This is a genomic window from Marinobacter sp. (assembly GCF_048259445.1).
GTDB lineage: Bacteria > Pseudomonadota > Gammaproteobacteria > Pseudomonadales > Oleiphilaceae > Marinobacter.
In genome coordinates, this window is record NZ_JBLXHQ010000015.1 from 95,009 (window position 1) to 113,017 (window position 18,009).

At 55.9% G+C, this 18,009-nt stretch carries 18 protein-coding genes; 5 read left to right on the top strand and 13 right to left on the bottom strand.

Annotated features, from left to right (window positions below; translation table 11 throughout):
- Positions 1-38: 38 nt before the first annotated feature.
- From ACN0RL_RS12235 to rpoE, 4 genes are read right to left on the bottom strand one after another with little or no spacing between them, the layout of a single operon-like run.
- Complete coding sequence (locus ACN0RL_RS12235; protein WP_417517127.1) at positions 39-506, bottom strand: SoxR reducing system RseC family protein; 468 nt, start codon at positions 504-506, stop codon at positions 39-41.
- Positions 503-1,546, bottom strand: a complete 1,044-nt coding sequence (locus ACN0RL_RS12240) for a MucB/RseB C-terminal domain-containing protein (RefSeq protein ID WP_417517129.1) — start codon at positions 1,544-1,546, stop codon at positions 503-505. The genes ACN0RL_RS12235 and ACN0RL_RS12240 overlap by 4 nt, the downstream gene beginning before the upstream one ends.
- 21 nt (positions 1,547-1,567) lie before the next feature.
- On the bottom strand, positions 1,568-2,137 hold the full coding sequence (locus ACN0RL_RS12245) for a sigma-E factor negative regulatory protein (protein WP_417517131.1): 570 nt from the start codon (positions 2,135-2,137) through the stop codon (positions 1,568-1,570).
- 15 nt (positions 2,138-2,152) lie between these two features.
- Entirely contained in the window at positions 2,153-2,770 is a 618-nt protein-coding gene (gene rpoE, locus ACN0RL_RS12250; protein ID WP_417517169.1) for an RNA polymerase sigma factor RpoE, read from the bottom strand.
- 202 nt (positions 2,771-2,972) lie between these two features.
- Between rpoE and nadB the strand changes: the two genes are divergently transcribed.
- The 5 genes from nadB to ACN0RL_RS12275 all read left to right on the top strand — a co-directional run bounded on the left by nadB (position 2,973) and on the right by ACN0RL_RS12275 (position 7,284).
- Positions 2,973-4,577, top strand: a complete 1,605-nt coding sequence (gene nadB, locus ACN0RL_RS12255) for an L-aspartate oxidase (RefSeq protein WP_417517171.1) — start codon at positions 2,973-2,975, stop codon at positions 4,575-4,577.
- Between the two features lie 11 nt (positions 4,578-4,588).
- On the top strand, positions 4,589-4,855 hold the full coding sequence (locus ACN0RL_RS12260) for a succinate dehydrogenase assembly factor 2 (protein WP_417517133.1): 267 nt from the start codon (positions 4,589-4,591) through the stop codon (positions 4,853-4,855).
- Entirely contained in the window at positions 4,821-5,300 is a 480-nt protein-coding gene (locus tag ACN0RL_RS12265) for a hypothetical protein (protein ID WP_417517135.1), read from the top strand. The genes ACN0RL_RS12260 and ACN0RL_RS12265 overlap by 35 nt, the downstream gene beginning before the upstream one ends.
- Before the next feature lie 168 nt (positions 5,301-5,468).
- Positions 5,469-6,332, top strand: a complete 864-nt coding sequence (locus tag ACN0RL_RS12270; protein WP_417517173.1) for a YgfZ/GcvT domain-containing protein — start codon at positions 5,469-5,471, stop codon at positions 6,330-6,332.
- A gap of 118 nt (positions 6,333-6,450) precedes the next feature.
- Complete coding sequence (locus ACN0RL_RS12275) at positions 6,451-7,284, top strand: HDOD domain-containing protein (RefSeq protein ID WP_417517137.1); 834 nt, start codon at positions 6,451-6,453, stop codon at positions 7,282-7,284.
- Here ACN0RL_RS12275 and ung read toward each other — a convergent pair.
- The 9 genes from ung to rplS all read right to left on the bottom strand — a co-directional run bounded on the left by ung (position 7,278) and on the right by rplS (position 17,910).
- The gene (gene ung / locus ACN0RL_RS12280) at positions 7,278-8,003 is read right to left on the bottom strand and encodes a uracil-DNA glycosylase (protein ID WP_417517139.1); all 726 of its coding nucleotides are present in this window, start codon (positions 8,001-8,003) and stop codon (positions 7,278-7,280) included. The two genes, ACN0RL_RS12275 and ung, sit on opposite strands and share 7 nt — an antisense overlap.
- A gap of 2 nt (positions 8,004-8,005) precedes the next feature.
- Positions 8,006-9,538 (bottom strand): lysine--tRNA ligase, encoded by a 1,533-nt coding sequence (lysS, locus tag ACN0RL_RS12285; protein WP_417517141.1) that lies wholly within the window; start codon positions 9,536-9,538, stop codon positions 8,006-8,008.
- Between the two features lie 53 nt (positions 9,539-9,591).
- Positions 9,592-10,687 (bottom strand): peptide chain release factor 2 gene (gene prfB / locus ACN0RL_RS12290; protein ID WP_417517143.1). Its coding sequence is split into 2 segments (ribosomal slippage): positions 9,592-10,614 and positions 10,616-10,687, totalling 1,095 coding nucleotides; the frame shifts between segments, so codons are not numbered across the junction.
- Positions 10,688-11,077: 390 nt separating this feature from the next.
- Entirely contained in the window at positions 11,078-12,811 is a 1,734-nt protein-coding gene (gene recJ / locus ACN0RL_RS12295) for a single-stranded-DNA-specific exonuclease RecJ (RefSeq protein ID WP_417517145.1), read from the bottom strand.
- Between the two features lie 6 nt (positions 12,812-12,817).
- The gene (gene thrC / locus ACN0RL_RS12300) at positions 12,818-14,218 is read right to left on the bottom strand and encodes a threonine synthase (protein ID WP_417517147.1); all 1,401 of its coding nucleotides are present in this window, start codon (positions 14,216-14,218) and stop codon (positions 12,818-12,820) included.
- A gap of 11 nt (positions 14,219-14,229) precedes the next feature.
- On the bottom strand, positions 14,230-15,531 hold the full coding sequence (locus ACN0RL_RS12305) for a homoserine dehydrogenase (protein ID WP_417517149.1): 1,302 nt from the start codon (positions 15,529-15,531) through the stop codon (positions 14,230-14,232).
- A 174-nt stretch (positions 15,532-15,705) separates the two neighbouring features.
- The gene (locus tag ACN0RL_RS12310; RefSeq protein WP_417517151.1) at positions 15,706-16,437 is read right to left on the bottom strand and encodes a thioredoxin fold domain-containing protein; all 732 of its coding nucleotides are present in this window, start codon (positions 16,435-16,437) and stop codon (positions 15,706-15,708) included.
- Positions 16,438-16,536: 99 nt separating this feature from the next.
- Positions 16,537-17,439, bottom strand: a complete 903-nt coding sequence (gene xerD, locus ACN0RL_RS12315; protein WP_417517153.1) for a site-specific tyrosine recombinase XerD — start codon at positions 17,437-17,439, stop codon at positions 16,537-16,539.
- Positions 17,440-17,553: 114 nt separating this feature from the next.
- Positions 17,554-17,910 (bottom strand): 50S ribosomal protein L19, encoded by a 357-nt coding sequence (gene rplS / locus ACN0RL_RS12320; protein ID WP_417517155.1) that lies wholly within the window; start codon positions 17,908-17,910, stop codon positions 17,554-17,556.
- Between the last annotated feature and the right edge of the window lie 99 nt (positions 17,911-18,009).

Below are 18,009 nucleotides of genomic sequence, written 5' to 3' on the forward strand. Positions count from 1 at the left end.
GCTGTTGTCATTCTCAGCATATCAGAATCCCCTGAATATCATGTTAGCGAGTCTGGATGAGAAACCACCCCGGCCGGGATACGGTTCACCCGGAGCAGTGTGGGTTCATAGTTGCCGGTATTCCGGCTCTGTAAATGCCGGCTTACGAGAAAGCCTGACGCAAGGCCAACCACAGCGCCCGACATGGCCGCAAAATCGCTGCCGCCAGACAAGTAATGCCCGAACATACTGGCAGCCACCATCAATGACAGGGGGAGTGCATACACCAGCAATGAAGCGCTCAGAAGCGCGCTTTCATCAATACCCAGTGTCACCTCTTCGCCAACACAGGCATTCACGGAATTAACAACCCGTACCTGATTGGCCCTTCCACCGGTAGCAGAAGCCAGAACCTTTTGCCCACAACCGCTGCGTGCAGCACAGCTCTGGCAGGCGCTGGTGCGGATGGTCTGTATCCACGCGTGCTCTCCCGTCACGGCAACAACTTTTCCGGTCTCGGTAATCACTGCTCCCCCGTTCCCAGGGCAAACGTTTTTTCAACCTGCACCGACTCCGCAACCTGCCGGGCCGCCGCTGGTGGTATCTCGCCCACAACCGTCACGAGAAACACCTGTTTTCCGCTTTGCAGCTGACGCATGTAAATCGTTGTTGCCCCGATACGGGAAGCACCGGTAGGCATGCTGACTCCGCCAGCGGGCTCGACAAACACCGAGAATGCAGCCAACCCGTCGGAAAACGCAATGGCCTGCCCGTTCCCCGCAATCGGCGCTGCCGCAGGCTCAAAACCTTCGGGGCGCCAGTTGAGCTGCCAACCCTGCATTCGAGGTGTTTTTGCAAACTCGCCCTGCAAATCAACGCGTTGGTCGGCCTCGTTCAGGGTTCGGGAGATCTCGAGGCCTTCGGTGCGGATCTCGAACTCACCGTCAGAGATATCGTCCGTAATCTCAAGACTGGTGAACTGGAAGTGCTCCAACACCTCACCACTGGAGGACCGCACATGGCTTTTTACCAAAAGACCGGTGGACTTTTCCAGCCAAAGACGATGGCTGTAACGATGCTGGTCCTTGGCCGTCAACGCCACAGTAACCACATCGTAACCGGCAATACGGTCTTCACCCTTCAGCTCGGCACTGTACCATCGGCTTACAGGGACGAGCTGGCTGGCGAAAGCCTCAGCAAAAGGCCCAGAGGGAATAACCTGGTCAAGCTTTACCCGGCCCTGATTCGGGAGCACGCAGACCACATTCATGCCCCGGCGAACGATTTCTCCGCTGCCTCCGTCCTGCAAAACCAGGCGCTCCTCCACCACGCCATCGTGGTAACGATGGGCAATCTGCATGGAATGCACGCTAGAGCCCCGGGCGTAAACAAACACGCCGCGATAGGACGTCATATTAAGGGCAGGCCCAAGTCTTTCAAGCCAGTAGACCGCTGATTTTTCTCCAGCGACTGTATAGGCTGGCATAACCAGCACCAGTATCAATGCGAGGAGCCCGCGCAATGACAGATCAGTCAGGCTCAGGCCAAAATAACGGGCTGTGATCATGAACACCTTCATTGCTTGATATCAGTAGCTGCCATTAGCGCTGACAAGACGGGCATAACCCACTGAGCCCTGCCCTGCACCCACGCTGTTGTGCTGAGCGTGCTCAAGCAGATATCGGCTCATATATTCCCACTGCTGCTCGTCAAGCCCCTGCAGGGCAATTTCCTGAACCGGCGCGCCTTCGACGGCAGATTCAACAACGGGCATTTTCGCTGCAGGCGCTGAGACCAGGTCATTGCGGGAGAGCTCTCCGGAATCCCAGCCCGCACCGGCACCAAAGCCTAACAGCAAAGCAGCGGCAACCATCGCCACCGCCGGCCACTGCCAGTGGCGCGGAGCCTCACGATTCTGCGGTGCGGTCGATACCTGCGACCTGGTGCGGCCGTCGAGGGCTTCGCGCACTGCCGCGCTTACATCAACACCCTCAGCCGGTGAATGGCCGCGATGCATAAGGTCATGAATACCCTGCCACCGCTGCCACTGTGCACGCACATCGCTCTGTTCTTCATGGGATAACAGACGCCTGACCGAAAGCTCATCGGCTTCATCGTCCATCATGGCAGACAGTGTTTCTCTGAGACGATCATCCATAGGATGCACCCTCAATTACGTCACGGAATGATTGAGCAGAGGCCCGAGATGCCTGTCAACGGCATCGCGGGCCCGAAATATACGCGAACGCACGGTCCCGATGGGACACTCCAGAATTCGCGCAATGTCTTCATAGCTGAGCCCGTCGTACTCTCGCAGCAAGAAGGCCGATCTCAGCTCCTCTGGCAAACTGGCTATCGCATTCCTCAGTTCGTTCTGAAGCTGATCACGCTGAAGCAGGCGCTCAGGCGACGCAATATCGCGCAAGCGTCTGCCGTCATCGTAGTTCTCTGCCTCGGCGGAATCAGCGCTGCCCTGAGGCCTGCGACTGCGAGACTCAAGATAATTTTTCGCGGTATTCACCGCAATGCGATACAACCAGGTGTAAAAAGCGCTGTCACCACGAAAGCGATCTATGGCCCGGTAAGCCTTGATGAACGCCTCCTGAGTAAGATCCATGACTTCCTGGCTATCGTAGACGTACCGACTGATGATTGAGGCAACCCTCGACTGGTATTTGACCACCAGAAGATCGAACGCTGCGCGATCCCCGTTCCGCACTTTGCGAACGAGCTGCAGGTCTGTCTGGCTATCTGGCTGCTCAGCCTGTTTCTGGTCGTTTTCGGGTGCCATGGACGTTATGCCGGTGCGCTCTGATTTCCTGGCCAGCTCTCCGGCCGATACGAGTTTCTGGTGGTTCATACTCACTGTCCGGCGCCCGTTTATGGAAACGACAACCCAACCCATCGGGCAGGTCACCCATCAGGCCAAATAGACAGCAAGCGCAAAGTTTAGTTCAATACACATCTACATTATGGCCCGCGATACCGACCCGATGCCACAATCCTATGAGTATGATGTTCTTATTATCGGCAGCGGTGCTGCCGGCCTGACCGTTGCGCTTAACCTTCCGGAACACCTGAAGGTATGCGTTGTGAGCAAGGCCGATATCAGCAGCGGCGCCACACTCTGGGCCCAGGGCGGCATAGCTGCTGTTCTGGACGACCAGGACTCCACTGAAAACCATGTGCAGGATACCCTGGCCGCAGGTGGTGGCCTGTGCAGCGAAGCAGCTGTGCGATTTACCGTCGACCACAGCAAGGAGAGCATTGAATGGCTTATCGGCACCGGCGTCGATTTCACCCGTGACACCGATGCCCAGCTCCACCTCACCCGTGAAGGCGGTCACAGTCACCGCCGTATTATTCACGCAGCCGATGCCACCGGGCACGCCGTCTCCACCACACTGACGGCCCAGGCCCAGGCCCGGCCCAATATCGAGCTCATGTCCGGGCGCGTTGCGGTCGATCTCATCACCAATCGCAAACTCGCCTTGCCGGGGAATCGTTGCGTAGGCGCTTACATACTGAATCTGGAAGATAACCATGTCGAACTGTTCCGGGCGCGGTTCACAGTAATTGCAACCGGCGGTGCATCCAAGGCGTACCGATACACCACCAACCCTGACGGTGCATCCGGTGATGGCATCGCCATGGCCTGGCGCGCAGGCTGCCGTGTTGGCAACATGGAGTTCAACCAGTTCCATCCGACCTGCCTGTACCACCCTCATGCCAAGTCGTTTCTGATTACCGAAGCGGTGCGGGGTGAAGGCGGTCTTCTGAAACTACCCGACGGCTCCCGCTTTATGGACCGCTTTGACAAGCGCGAAGAACTGGCGCCGCGGGACATAGTAGCCCGCGCCATCGACCACGAGATGAAGCGGCTGGGTGCAGATCATCTTTACCTGGATATAAGCCACAAACCGACGGAGTTTATCCGGCATCACTTTCCGACCATTTATGAAAAATGCCTGGAATTTGGCATCGACATTACCCGCGAGCCGATTCCAGTGGTGCCTGCCGCGCACTATACTTGTGGTGGTATTGTCAGCGATGAGCGGGCACGCACTGACATAAACCAGCTTTACGTTGTTGGTGAAGCCGGATTTACCGGGCTTCATGGAGCCAACCGAATGGCCAGCAATTCCTTACTGGAATGCCTGGTTTATGGCCGGGCAGCGGCTGCCGACATTGCGCGCAGAGAAGCCGACATTCCGCCGCCGCCGGAAGCGCCAGCGTGGGATGAAAGTCAGGTGCGCGACTCTGATGAGGACGTAGTGATTTCTCACAACTGGGACGAGCTACGCCACTTTATGTGGGATTACGTAGGCATAGTTCGCACTACCAAACGCCTTCAGCGGGCAAAACACAGAGTAGATCTTCTGTCCGCCGAAATCGGCGAGTTTTACAATAATTACCGGGTAACCAATGACCTTCTGGAACTCAGAAATCTGGTGACCGTGTCTGATCTGATTATCTGCTCAGCGCTTCAGCGCAAAGAAAGCCGGGGCCTGCATTACACGCTGGATTACCCGGGACTGTTGCACGAAGCCCGTGATACCGTGCTCATACCAACCACCTACAGAACACCTTCGCCGTAAAGAGAGCCATTATGCAAGACACCCAAGCAGAAAACCCTGATTTCAAGCGTCTCTGGTGGCATAGCCGCCGCGGCATGCTGGAACTGGATGTCCTGCTGATTCCGTTTCTGGAAGAAGCCTACCTTGGTCTGGATGTAGAAGACCAGGAACGCTACAAGAAGCTTCTGAGCTGCGAGGACGCCGATATGTTCGAGTGGTTCATGCAACGTAGCAGTCCCGACGATGCGGATCTGCAGCGTATCGTTGACATTATCCTCACCCGTGTCCAGCCGGATTAACCTGACGCTGTCACGCTGTGCTGCGGCTGGCTGTCTCGCCGCAGCACCATGGCTGATAGCCAGCGCCTTCGCGCTGATTGCCGGTGCAGCTGGTAAAAACTGGATGTTCATACTGGCCCCGTTAGCTCTGGCGGGCGCGATATTCCAGTATCGGCGGAATGGACTACTGGCGGGACCATCGGCCGTTCTGGGGCTGCATCAAGAAGAGGACACCCTCTACGCACATCTGGGTGACGGGCAAATCCTGGCTGTGAGCCCAAGCCCAGCCAGTCGTATGTGCTCAACAGCCGCACTCTTGAAACTGCAGCCCATCGCCTCCAAATCTTCCACGTATCCGGTTGTGTTACTCTCCGGCAAACGGATTGCGGGTAACGTATCCGAAGATCAGTTTCGTCGTCTGAGAATGTGGCTCCGACTGGGCCGCACTCAGCAATCATTCGAATAGCCTACTGCCCGGAGTTTTCCCATGACTGGTACAGATACACCTGTTTCAGCCACACCCGCTTATACCTCAGCCGAATTTCCGGCGCCGGCCAAAGGCCGCGCTCTGTTGACCAATCGCGTTCTGGTTCGCATTTCCGGTCCGGGCACAGACAAATTCCTGCAAGGACAACTGAGCCAGAGCCTTGACGACGTTAAAACCGGTAAATCACCGCGGGCCGCGGGCGCAACACCCAAGGGGCGTGCCTATTGCCTGACTCGTCTGGTACGCGATGGTGACGACGTTCTGATGGACCTGCCAGCCGAACTGTCAGAGGCAGTTATAACTCACCTGCGCAAGTACATGATGCTGTTCCGTGGCACTACCATGACGGTACAGGCTGACGGACAAATCATCGGGCTACTGGGCGATGAAGCCGCGTCGAGTCTTGCCGGAGAAGAGATGAACAACCTGATGTCCCCCGGGGACACTCTCACGCTGGATTCCGGATTTTTGATTCGGACGGAGAATACGGCGGAAGGGCTGCCCCGCTTTGAACTCTGGCAACCCTTCGCAGGAGACCTGAAGCTGGATTCCATTCCAGAGAAGACCCTGGCGGACTGGCAGGCATCCGAGATTGCAGCAGGCGTACCCATGCTAAACACAACCACCAGCGAATCCTACGTGCCGCAGATGCTCAACTGGCAACATCTGGGCGGCGTGCATTTCAAAAAAGGCTGCTACACTGGCCAGGAAGTTATCGCCCGGATGCACTTTCTCGGACAACTCAAAAAAAGTCTGTTTCGCTTCCACATGGCAAATGCCAGCGCTTTGCCTGCACCGGGAGCGCTTATCATGGCAGGCGAACGCTCAGTTGGCGAAGTAGTCAACGCAGTTGGATTCAGTGATGGTTCCTGCCAGCTGCTAGCGGTCGTCCGGCATGATGCCGCCCATGGCCAACTGGTCGTGGAAGGCCATCCCGATGCCTCTTTGCAAATGCAGCCTTTGCCTTATAGCGTTACCGAACGTGAAGATGGCGCAACTAATGATACATAAGTTGACAGGCAAGCCCGCTAAAATTTGCTATAAATAGAACTCATAATTCTGACCTTCGGGGTATCAGGCCTGTGTACTCAAGCCCCCCCCGAACTGCCAAGCGGATCCCTATCGAGCCATGTCGAATATTGCCGAAACCATCAAAGCGGATCTCACTGCCGCGATTGAGAACGATAAACTGATACTCCCCACCCTGCCAGAAGCTGCGCTTCAGGTGCGCGAGATCGCCGAATCAGAAGACTCAGCCATTGGCGACCTGGTCAAGGTGATCAGCAATGATACGGCGCTCTCTGCACGTATTATCCGCGTCTGCAACAGCCCGCTTTTCCGCGGCAACCGAGCTATCGAGAACCTGAACATGGCGGTAAGCCGGCTCGGCATGGCCTACACCAGCAATCTGGCCATGGGTCTGGCCATGCAGCAGATGTTCCAGGCAACCTCAGACATGATCGACAAGCGGCTACGTGCGACCTGGCAAACCAGTACCGAAGTTGCAGGCGTTTGCCACGTTCTGGCACAGCACTACACGAAGTTGAAGCCTGATCAGGCTACCCTGGCCGGCCTGGTACACTTGATTGGGGTACTGCCCATTCTGCGCTACGTAGAAGACGAAGATGTGCAGATCAGCAGCATCCTGCTGGACAACATCATTGAGGAACTGCACCCGAGGATCGGGACAGCTATTCTTAAAAAGTGGGATTTCCCGAAAGATCTGCAAAACGTTCCATTGGAATACGCGAACTTCCAGCGCGAAGTACCTTCGGCCGACTACGCCGACCTGGTCATGATCGCCAATCTGCAGCTGATTGCGGGCTCTGAGCACCGATGGGCAGAGATGGACTGGACCGCCATCTCGGCTTTCGATCGCCTCGGCCTGGACCCGAATATCGACATGAACGAAGAAGAAGACCTGAACGCACAAATGGAAGCTGCAATGGCTTTGCTTCAATAGCCAACGCTCAAATCTGCTCTGGAGGGCAGCGCCCAGTCTATGGGTTGCTGCCCCTGCCCCCGGAGCCATTCATTGGCCCGGGAGAAATGCCTGCAACCAAAAAATCCACGATAAGCACTCAGGGGTGACGGGTGCGGCCCCTCCAGCACCATATGTCTGCTCCGATCAATGTGCTGCCCTTTCTTTCGGGCATAACTGCCCCATAGCAGGAACACAACACCCTCACTCTCCCGGTTCACCGTTTCAATCACGCGATCTGTAAATGTCTCCCAACCTTTTCCCTGATGCGCGCCCGCCTGGCCTTGAACCACAGTAAGCACACTGTTGAGCAGCAACACGCCCTGCTCCGCCCAGGGCTGAAGGCAGCCATGATCCGGCGGTGCAATACCCAGATCACTCTGGATTTCCTTGAATATGTTAACAAGCGACGGTGGTGGAGGAACGTCCGGCCTTACTGAAAAGCACAGACCATGGGCCTGACCGGGGCCGTGGTATGGGTCCTGCCCGAGAATAACAACACGCACCTTGTCCAGAGGCGTGCTGTTCAAAGCATTGAAACAATGGGAGCTGTCCGGGAAGAGAATCTTCCCGGCGCTTTCTTCGGCAGCCAGAAACTCGGCCAGCGCCTGCATGTAGGGCTGGCTGAACTCGTTTCCGAGGTGCTCTTTCCAGCCCCGGCCGGGCCTGAGATGGCTAGCCAGTACCTCAACCGGGTGCATGGTTACTCCTCCGGTCTGGTGCTCTCGGCTTTGTGCTCCGGCCGCATGGCCGGGAAGAGGATGACATCACGAATAGAGGGGGAGTTGGTCAGCAGCATGGCAAGCCGATCAATACCGATGCCCTCGCCCGCCGTTGGTGGCAAGCCATACTCCAGCGCCATCACATAGTCTTCATCATAGAACATAGCCTCGTCGTCGCCGGCGTCTTTCTCGGCAACCTGCGCCTGGAAGCGTTCAGCCTGGTCTTCTGCATCGTTAAGCTCGGAAAAGCCGTTGGCAATCTCGCGGCCACCCACGAAGAACTCGAAACGCTCGGTCACAAACGGGTTGCTGTCCTTGCAGCGCGCAAGCGGCGACACCTCTTTCGGGTACTCGGTGATGAACGTAGGCTGCATCAGACGATGCTCTGCGGTCGCTTCAAAGATCTCGATCTGAATTTTGCCCAGACCCCAGCCGTTTTTCACGTGAATGCCCAGGTCTTTGGCCACCTGCCGCGCAGACGCCTCATCCGCGAGCTGCTCGGCAGTCACATCCGGAGAGTAGCGCAGGATAGCGTCCACTACCGTCAGGCGCTCGAAGGGCTTGCCAAAGTCGTACTCGATAGACTCTTCCGTACCATCGGCCAGAATACGGGTATTCACAACGGTGGTGGTACCCAGCACCTGCTCAGCAATAGCGCGCAGCATGTCTTCGGTAAGATCCATCAGATCGTTGTAATCGGCATACGCCTGATAGAATTCCACCATGGTAAATTCCGGGTTATGGCGGGTAGAAAGCCCCTCATTCCGGAAGTTACGGTTAATCTCGAATACCCGCTCAAAACCGCCTACTACCAGGCGCTTCAGATACAGTTCCGGCGCGATGCGCAGGTACATATCAATACCCAGAGCGTTGTGATGGGTCATGAATGGCCGCGCAGTGGCGCCACCGGGAATAACCTGCAACATGGGGGTTTCCACCTCCATGAAATCGCGGTCCGCAAAAAACTGACGCATGGCGGTAATAATCTTCGAGCGCGCAAGGAACACCCGACGGCTGTCTTCGTTTACCATCAAGTCCACATAGCGGTGACGATAGCGCGATTCGGTATCGGTCAGGCCTTTATGCTTCTCCGGCAGCGGGCGCAGGGACTTGGTGAGCAGCGTGTACTCGTCCATGCTGACGTAAAGATCGCCTTTGCCGGATTTGCACAGGGTGCCGCGAACACCCACGATATCCCCCAAATCCCAATGTTTGGTGTCTTTCTGCACATCTTTGGTGGCATAAATCTGGATGCGGCCGGTCATGTCCTGAACCACTTTGAACGCTTTGCGATCCAGCATCATGCGCCCGGCAATGGCAACCTGCACGCCCATCGATTCCAGTTCTTCCTTGGTCTTCTCACCGTATTTCGCCTGCAGCTCAGCGGCTGTGGCATCGCGACGGAAGTCGTTGGGGAAGGGATTACCGCTCTCACGCAACTCCGCAAGCTTGGCGCGACGCTCGGCGATCAGGCGGTTGTCCTCTTGCGGTGCATTCTTGGTGTGTTCAGTCATGTTGGCTCACTAGAAAATCGGGGGTGTCCGGGTTGGCGTGGTAATGGCGCTGGTTACAACGCCATCTTCAGGCTGGCTTCAATAAACTTGTCGATATCACCATCCAACACCGCCTGGGTGTTGCTGGTTTCCACCTTGGTGCGCAAATCCTTGATGCGGCCATCGTCCAGCACATAAGAACGAATCTGGCTGCCCCATCCAATGTCAGATTTTGCATCTTCGGCCTTTTGCTTCTCGGCGTTACGCTCCTGCATCTCACGCTCATACAGCTTGGCTTTCAGCTGCTTCATGGCCTGATCCTTGTTCTGATGCTGGCTTCGACCGGCCTGACAGGCCACAACAACACCCGTGGGATTGTGAGTCAGGCGCACCGCAGATTCTGTCCGGTTAACGTGCTGACCACCGGCGCCGGAGGCACGGTAAACATCCACTCGAAGATCTGCGGGGTTAATTTCAATTTCGAAACTGTCATCCACTTCCGGTGACACAAACACCGAAGAAAAAGACGTATGACGACGGTTGCCGGAATCGAAAGGCGACTTGCGAACCAGACGGTGAACGCCGGTCTCCGTGCGCGCCCAACCGAACGCGTACTCGCCCTGAATGTGAATGGTGGCACTCTTCACACCAGCCACATCACCTTCCTGCAATTCTACAATCTCTGTCTTGAAACCACGGCTCTCAGCCCAGCGCAGGTACATGCGAAGAAGCATGTTGGCCCAATCCTGAGCCTCAGTGCCGCCCGATCCTGCCTGGATTTCCAGATAGGCGCTGTTCGCGTCCATCTCACCGGAAAACATCCGGCGGAACTCGAGTTTTTCAAGCTCGGCATCGAGCGTTGAAAGATCCGATTCAATCTCGGTCACTGTGTCAGCGTCATCTTCCTCAACAGCCATTTCCAGCAGACTCTCTGCATCGGAAAGACCGGTTGTGAGGTTGTCGATGGTGCTGACAATCAGATCAAGATCGGAGCGCTCCTTGCCCAGTGCCTGAGCGCGCTCAGGATCATCCCACACGGTGGGCATTTCCATTTCTCGCTCTACTTCGACCAGCCGCTCACTTCGCTGATCGTAGTCAAAGATACCCCCTGAGCGCTTCAGTACGCTCACGAAGCTCTTTAATCTTCGTCACAATGGGATTAATTTCCATGAAAACCTTACTCGTATTGGAAAATGGTGAAAAAACCGTGGCGGGATTCTACCCGAATTCCGGCTGCAAATCAGCCGTTGTCCGCTGGTTTGACAAAAGCGCTGATCAGGAACGGCCTGCCGGGAGACGCTGTGAATACGTCCCTGTACGCTTGACGAAAACATCCATGTTTTCGACACTCCCGGCAGGCCGTTCCTGACCAGCGCCCAATATTGGGAGTAAGCAGCACATTACCAAACGGAGTTCTTCACTGTTGATCTACCCGCGCTTTCCAATCGGTCAGGGGGCGGGTGCTCTTTTCTGCCGGAAAAAGATGTCTGAGCGCAGCGAGTTGCTTTTTCCAGAAGAAAAGAGCACCCGCCTCCTGGCCAGCCTCAAAAGCCCGCCGAGCTAGGAAAGCGGCTCCAGATAATCCACCAAAAGCTGAAGATTAGTCCGGCCACGAAACGTGTTGGCATCCGGCTTGTAAACCACCCGGGCTCCCGTGCGCGTGTAGTCCGGAACCTCCGGCCCGGTATTGAACGCTATAGCGTCAATAATGCCGCTGCCATCTGCAGGCTGCAAAACCAGCTTCAAATGATTCTCGCCAACAATACGCTGGCTGACCACTTTGAACTCACCGTCAAACAAAGGCTCCGGAAAATGCTGGCCCCAAGGACCTGCACGTTTCAGCAGCGCCGCAGTTTCCAATGACAGTTCATCCGAACTCAGCGGCCCGTCAGTCGTGATCGCAGCTTCAAGGTCTGCAGCAGTCAGCGTATCCCGCACAGCGCGATCGAAGGCTTCAGCAAAAGTATCAAGATCGCTCCGGGCCAGGGTCATGCCGGCCGCCATAGCGTGGCCGCCGTACTTATGCATCATCCCGGGATGGCGGGAATCGACTACCGCCAGTACATCCCGGATATGCAGGCCGGGAATGGAACGGGCAGAACCTTTTATGTCCACACCGTTCTCGTCTGGCGCAAAAGCAATCGTTGGCCGGTGAGTCTGCTCCCGTATCCGGGCTGCAAGAATCCCGATCACGCCCTGGTGCCAATCCTCGTCGAACAGAGCCAGCCCCCAGGGCAACCCTTCCAGATCCAGCGACATGGAGGCCAGCAAATCCTGCGCCTGGGTTTTCATGTCTTTTTCAATGGTGCGCCTTTCCCGGTTGAAGGTATCCAACTCACGGGCAAGGCGCCGGGCTTCATCCGGGCTGTCTGCCAGCAGGCAGGCGATGCCTACACTCATATCATCCAGCCGGCCGGCAGCATTGAGGCGTGGGCCAACCACAAACCCGAGATCCGTTGAGCTGATGTTTGCGTGTTCCCGGCCAGCCACTTCCAGCAACGCAAGAATTCCCGGACGGGCTTCACCCTGACGGATGCGCCGCAGCCCCTGTTCAACGAAGATACGATTGTTGTGATCCAGCGGCACCACATCGGCCACGGTGCCCAGTGCAACAAGGTCCAGCAGGTTACCCAGGTTCGGCTCTGGCTGCGGCAAGCTGCCAGCCTCCCGAAGCTTCTTGCGCAGTGCCGTAAGCACATAGAACATCACGCCCACGCCAGCAGCGTTTTTACTCAGGAAGGCACAGCCGGGTTGGTTCGGATTCACAATTGCATCGGCGTCTGGCAGCACTTCGCCGGCCAGATGGTGATCCGTAACCACCACCCTGATACCCAGATCCCGCGCCGCCTTTACTCCTTCGATGGCAGAGATTCCGTTATCGACCGTTACCATGAGATCCGGCAACTCCCCTTCGTCTCGCAGACGTTCGATAATCCCGGGGGTCAACCCGTACCCATCCGCAAAGCGACTGGGTACCCGGAAATCAACGCTCCGCAGCCCAAGCATGGAAAGCCCGAGCATCGCTACCGCAGTGCTTGTCGCACCGTCAGCATCGAAATCCCCGAGTACAAGCACCCGCTGGTTCCTGGCAATGGCGTCTGCCAATAGTTCAACCGCACGATCAATGCCACGCAGCTCGAAGGGTGAAGCAAGGTGTCGAAGGGTATAGCTTAACTGTTCGTCGGAGGTAACACCGCGGGCGGCATACAGACGGCGGAGCAAGGGAGACAGGTCTTGCCCCCAGCCCGGGCTGATGTCCGGGCTGGGGCGACGCAGGATCTTTTTGGGAGTCATACTTGGTCAGGCATTCTTCCAGTGTTTGGCAATAAATGCCTGCACACCCGCCCGGTCGTTATCAAGCACAGTGTAGCGCTCTTCGCGATCAAACAGATCCGCCATATGTGCCGGAAGCTCTGGCTTTACAGTCAGACCAGAGTCGACGATAGCATCGGGGAACTTGGCCGGGTGGGCGGTTCCCAGGGTGATCATCGGCACCTGAGGATCCCGGCGGCAGGCACGGGCAGCGTGCACGCCGATGGCTGTGTGCGGATCCAGCAAGTATTCATTCTGCTCATAGACTTCACGGATAGTTTCACACGTCGTTTTATCATCAACCGCCGCACTGTCAAAAAGCTTGCGAGCATACTTCCATCGATAATCTTCGATGCTCACCGGACCTTTGGCTGCATTTTCCAGCAACTGTTTGACCGCAAGCCCATCACGACCATGGAGGTCAAACAACAAACGCTCAAAATTGCTGGATACCATGATATCCATACTTGGCGAAAGCGTGTGCTCGAGCTGATGCTGCTCATATTTATTGCCACTCATGAACCGATGAAGAATATCGTTTCTATTGGTCGCAATAACCAGCTGCGACACAGGCAGCCCCATTTTCTTTGCCAGGTAGCCGGCGAAGATATCTCCGAAATTACCGGTAGGCACAGAAAAGGCCATGCTGCGATCCGGGCCACCCAGGGCCAGCGAGGCATGGAAGTAATACACAATCTGGGCCATGATCCGGGCCCAGTTGATCGAGTTAACCGCTGCCAGCCTGGCTTTACCACCCAGGAACGACTGATCACCGAAGCTTTCTTTGACCATGCGCTGACAATCGTCAAAATTGCCACGAACGGCAATGTTGTGAATGTTGTCACCCTGAACCGTAGTCATCTGGCGGCGCTGCACTTCCGACACACGCTCGTATGGATGCAGAATAAAAATATCCACATGCTCGCAGCGGCGGCAGCCTTCAATGGCCGCAGAGCCGGTATCCCCGGATGTGGCACCCATAATTACAGCATGCTGCTGGCGCTTCTCCAGTACGTAATCCAGCAAACGGCCCAGCAATTGAAGCGCGAAATCCTTGAATGCCAGCGTTGGGCCACGGAACAACTCCATCACCCACTCGTTGGTATCAAGCTGAACCAACGGAGCGACAGCTTTGTGGGCAAAACCACTGTAGGTGTCATCAAGCATCTTGCGGAAGTCAGCCTCCGGAATGGCCTCTTCCACAAACGGGAACATGATATTGAACGCGAGCTCTGCGTATGGAAGCCCGCGCCAGCTGCGGATTTCTTCCAGACTGAAGTATGGGAGCGACTCCGGCACGTAGAGGCCACCGTCGGGAGCCAGGCCGGTTAGCAGAACGTCTTCAAAGCCCAGAGCGGGGGCTTCCCCCCGCGTACTGATGTATTTCACGTGCGTACCTGTCAGTTAAAGTTTTCGGCGCGGATGCGAATAACGGGACCATCGGTATCGGAGAGGGATTCCAGCTCTTCGATAGCGCGGTTGATCTGACGCTCCTGCACTGTATGAGTCAGAATGATGACGGGAATCCGGCCATCTTTCACTTCGGATTCTTTCTGCATGATCGACTCAATGTTGATGCCATGCTCACTCAGAATCGAGGCTATCTTGGCCAACACACCCGGGCGATCCAGAGCGGTTATGCGCAGATAATATGCAGACTGGATATCTTCCATCGAAAGGACATCGAGGCTCTCCAGCGCATCCGATACAAACCCGAGGTAAGGTACTCGCAGCGTGCTTTCGCTCGCGACAATCCGGGCGACGTCTACAATATCGGCAATCACAGCGGAAGCGGTTGCCTCATCACCAGCGCCAGGCCCGTAGTACATGGTCTGGCCAACAGCATCACCATCAACAAGCACCGCGTTCAGAACACCATCAACCTGAGCAATCAGGTGGCTTTGGGGCACCAGGGTCGGGTGGACGCGAAGCTCAATACCTTCTTCACGACGACGTGCGATGCCAAGGTGCTTGATGCGGTAGCCGAGCTGCTCCGCATGCGCGATATCGTAGGGTGTGATCTTTGAAATCCCTTCGGTAAAGGCCTTTTCGAACTGCAAAGGAACCCCAAAACCGGCCGAAGCAAGAATGGTCAGTTTGTGTGCAGCGTCGATACCCTCAACATCAAAGGTAGGATCTGCTTCTGCATAACCGAGGTCCTGGGCTTCTTTAAGAACCTCGGAAAATGCCCGGCCTGCACGCATTTCGGTAAGAATGTAGTTGCCCGTGCCGTTGATAATACCGGCAATCCAGTCGATACGGTTTGCCGCGAGGCCCTCGCGAATAGCCTTCATTACCGGAATACCACCGGCAACGCCGGCTTCATAGGCAACCACAACGCCGGCTTTTTCTGCCGCTGCAAAAATCTCATTGCCATGTACAGCAATCAGCGCCTTATTGGCGGTAACCACATGCTTGCCGTTACGAATTGCTGCAAGCACCAGCTCCCGCGCCGTGTCGTAGCCGCCGATCAGTTCTACCACTACATCAACCGCAGGATCGTTCACCACGTCGAAAATGTCAGTACTGAAAGGCACGTCGCCAAAATCCAGATCGTCGCGATTGCGTCGGCTGGCAACCCGGGTAATCCGGATATTACAGCCCGCACGGCCCGCAATAATGGCGGCGTTGCGAGTCAATACATTGAATGTACCGCCGCCAACGGTTCCAAGTCCGCAGATTCCGACACTAACGTCTTTCAAGCTCTCACCTCTGATCCCGAAGGGGTGCTGATAAATTGTAATAGTGCAGCATAGTGATTTTGCGACACCGAAAGGCCAGATAGTATACCGGTTCAGGGCTTGCTGAATAAGCCCTGAACCAAAAGCTTGTCACATAAGATAGCTACCCGGGATGCATCCGGGCTCATGGTTATATCAGAGCAGGCCGAGTCCTTCGGCAAGGTTCTTCGCTGGAACATAACCACGCACGATATTGCCGTCCTCGAGCAGGATAGCCGGTGTACCCGTTACGCCAACGCGCTGGCCAAGTTGGAACTGCTTCAGGACAGGGTTATCGCAGGTTGCCGCTGCAATTGTTTTGCCGGCCTTGGCTGAATCCATCGCAGACTGCTGATCATCAGAGCACCAGACAGATGTGTACTTTGTAAACGACGGGGTGCCCGGACCTGAACGCGGGTAGGCATAGTAATTCACAGTAATGCCATAGTCGTTGAGCTGCGGCACTTCATCATGCAGTTTGCGGCAATAGGGGCAGTCAATGTCAGTGAACACATCAATAACAGCCTTCTCGTTACTCGCCTTATAGCTAATAACACCGCCTCCACTGTAGCCCTCCATGGTTTTGCGCCGCTCGCCGGCTCTGGCCTCTTCTGTCACGTTGGCGATGCCACTGCTGGTAACCCTGAGCAGATCACCTGTGAGCAGGTATTGGCCATCAGGCGTAGTGTAGATAGTGTCTCCATTATTGCTGATGACCTCGTAAAGCCCTTTAGCCTCGGATTCGCGTACAGACGATATTTTCAGCCCGGGTACGGCCTTGGAAAGACGCTCGCTGATGCCGTCTTCAACATCACCGGCAAGGCTCAAGGGCGAGCCCAGAACGCCTGCTGCCATTACTGCTACCACAAAAAAACGTTTTAAATTCATCCTGGCACACACACCTTTTCAGTCGGGTATTATTGGTTTACGTGCGACATCTGCTCGCTACAAAAGTTCAGAACGCTACCTTACCTAATAATCGCAGGCTCAACCACGGGGATGATGAGCCTGATGCAAGGATTGCAGACGCTGGCGTGCCACGTGAGTGTATATCTGCGTTGTCGAAAGGTCCGAATGGCCCAGCAACATCTGAACCACACGCAGGTCGGCACCATGGTTAAGCAGATGGGTTGCAAAGGCATGCCTGAGCGTGTGGGGTGAAAGATGCTTGCGAATACCCGTACGAACGGCGTAATGCCTGACCCGATGCCAGAACGTCTGCCGCGTCATTGCAACCGGCCGGTTGCCAGGAAACAGCGCATCGCAGGCCCGCCCCTTCAGTAGCTCAGGGCGACCTTCTTTCATATACAGGACAAGCCAGTCCACAGCTTCTTCACCCAAGGGAACCAGGCGCTCTTTATCGCCCTTACCGGTAACGCGTATGACACCCTGGCGCAGATTTACCTGGTCGACGCGCAAACCCGTGAGCTCAGACACCCGCAAACCACAGCCATATAGAATCTCCAGCATGGCTTTGTCCCGCTGCTCTATCGGTAAACCTGGATCCGGCTCCGCCAGAAGTGCATCTACCTCCTCTTCGGTCAGGGAGTCCGGTAATCTCCGTGGCAACCGCGGGCTGTCTATACGCAAAGTGGGGTCTTCAGCGATCAGCCGCTCCCGGAGCAAAAACCGGTAAAACCGGCGAATCCCGGAAAGCCGGCGGGCCGCAGTTGATGTTTTTATACCCTCAGCGAGCCCATTAGCCATCCATGCCAGCAAATCCGTCCTCCGCGCCTCTGTCAGTAGCGGCCGCCCGGGCTGGTTTTCCAACCAGGCAACCAGACGCTGCAAATCGCTGCGATAAGCCTGGCGGGTTTTTTCCCCCAGACCATCCTCAAGCCAGACTGCGTCAACAAACCGGACAATAACCGCCTCATCCTCTGGTCTCACACCATAGCTCTCTGACAACCCCTATTCATAACTGTACATTCTGGCTCGCCAGAAACGAAAAAGGCAGCCCCAGGGCTGCCTTTTTCAATGCAAGGTTGCTCAGCACAAAGCTGATCAGCCCAACTTTTCCTTGATACGTGCGGCCTTGCCCGAGAGATCGCGCAGGTAGTAAAGCTTGGCCTGACGAACGTCACCACGACGCTTAACTGCAATGCTTTCGATCAGCTTGGAGAAGGTCTGGAAAGTACGCTCAACGCCCACGCCGTAAGAAATTTTACGGACAGTGAAAGACGAGTTCATGCCACGGTTACGCTTACCGATAACAACGCCTTCAAACGCCTGCAGACGCTCACGGTTGCCTTCAGTAACACGAACCTGAATAACCACGGTATCGCCCGGCGCAAACGCGGGAACTTCCTTGGTCATCTGTTCTGTTTCGAGTTGATTGATGATGTTGTTCTTGCCGCTCATCGTAATGCTCCTGATACCCAATCTTTTAATGCCCTGATGATTCAGAGGCACACGGTTCGTTTAAAATCTCACCCAGCAACTCACGCTCTTCATCCGTAA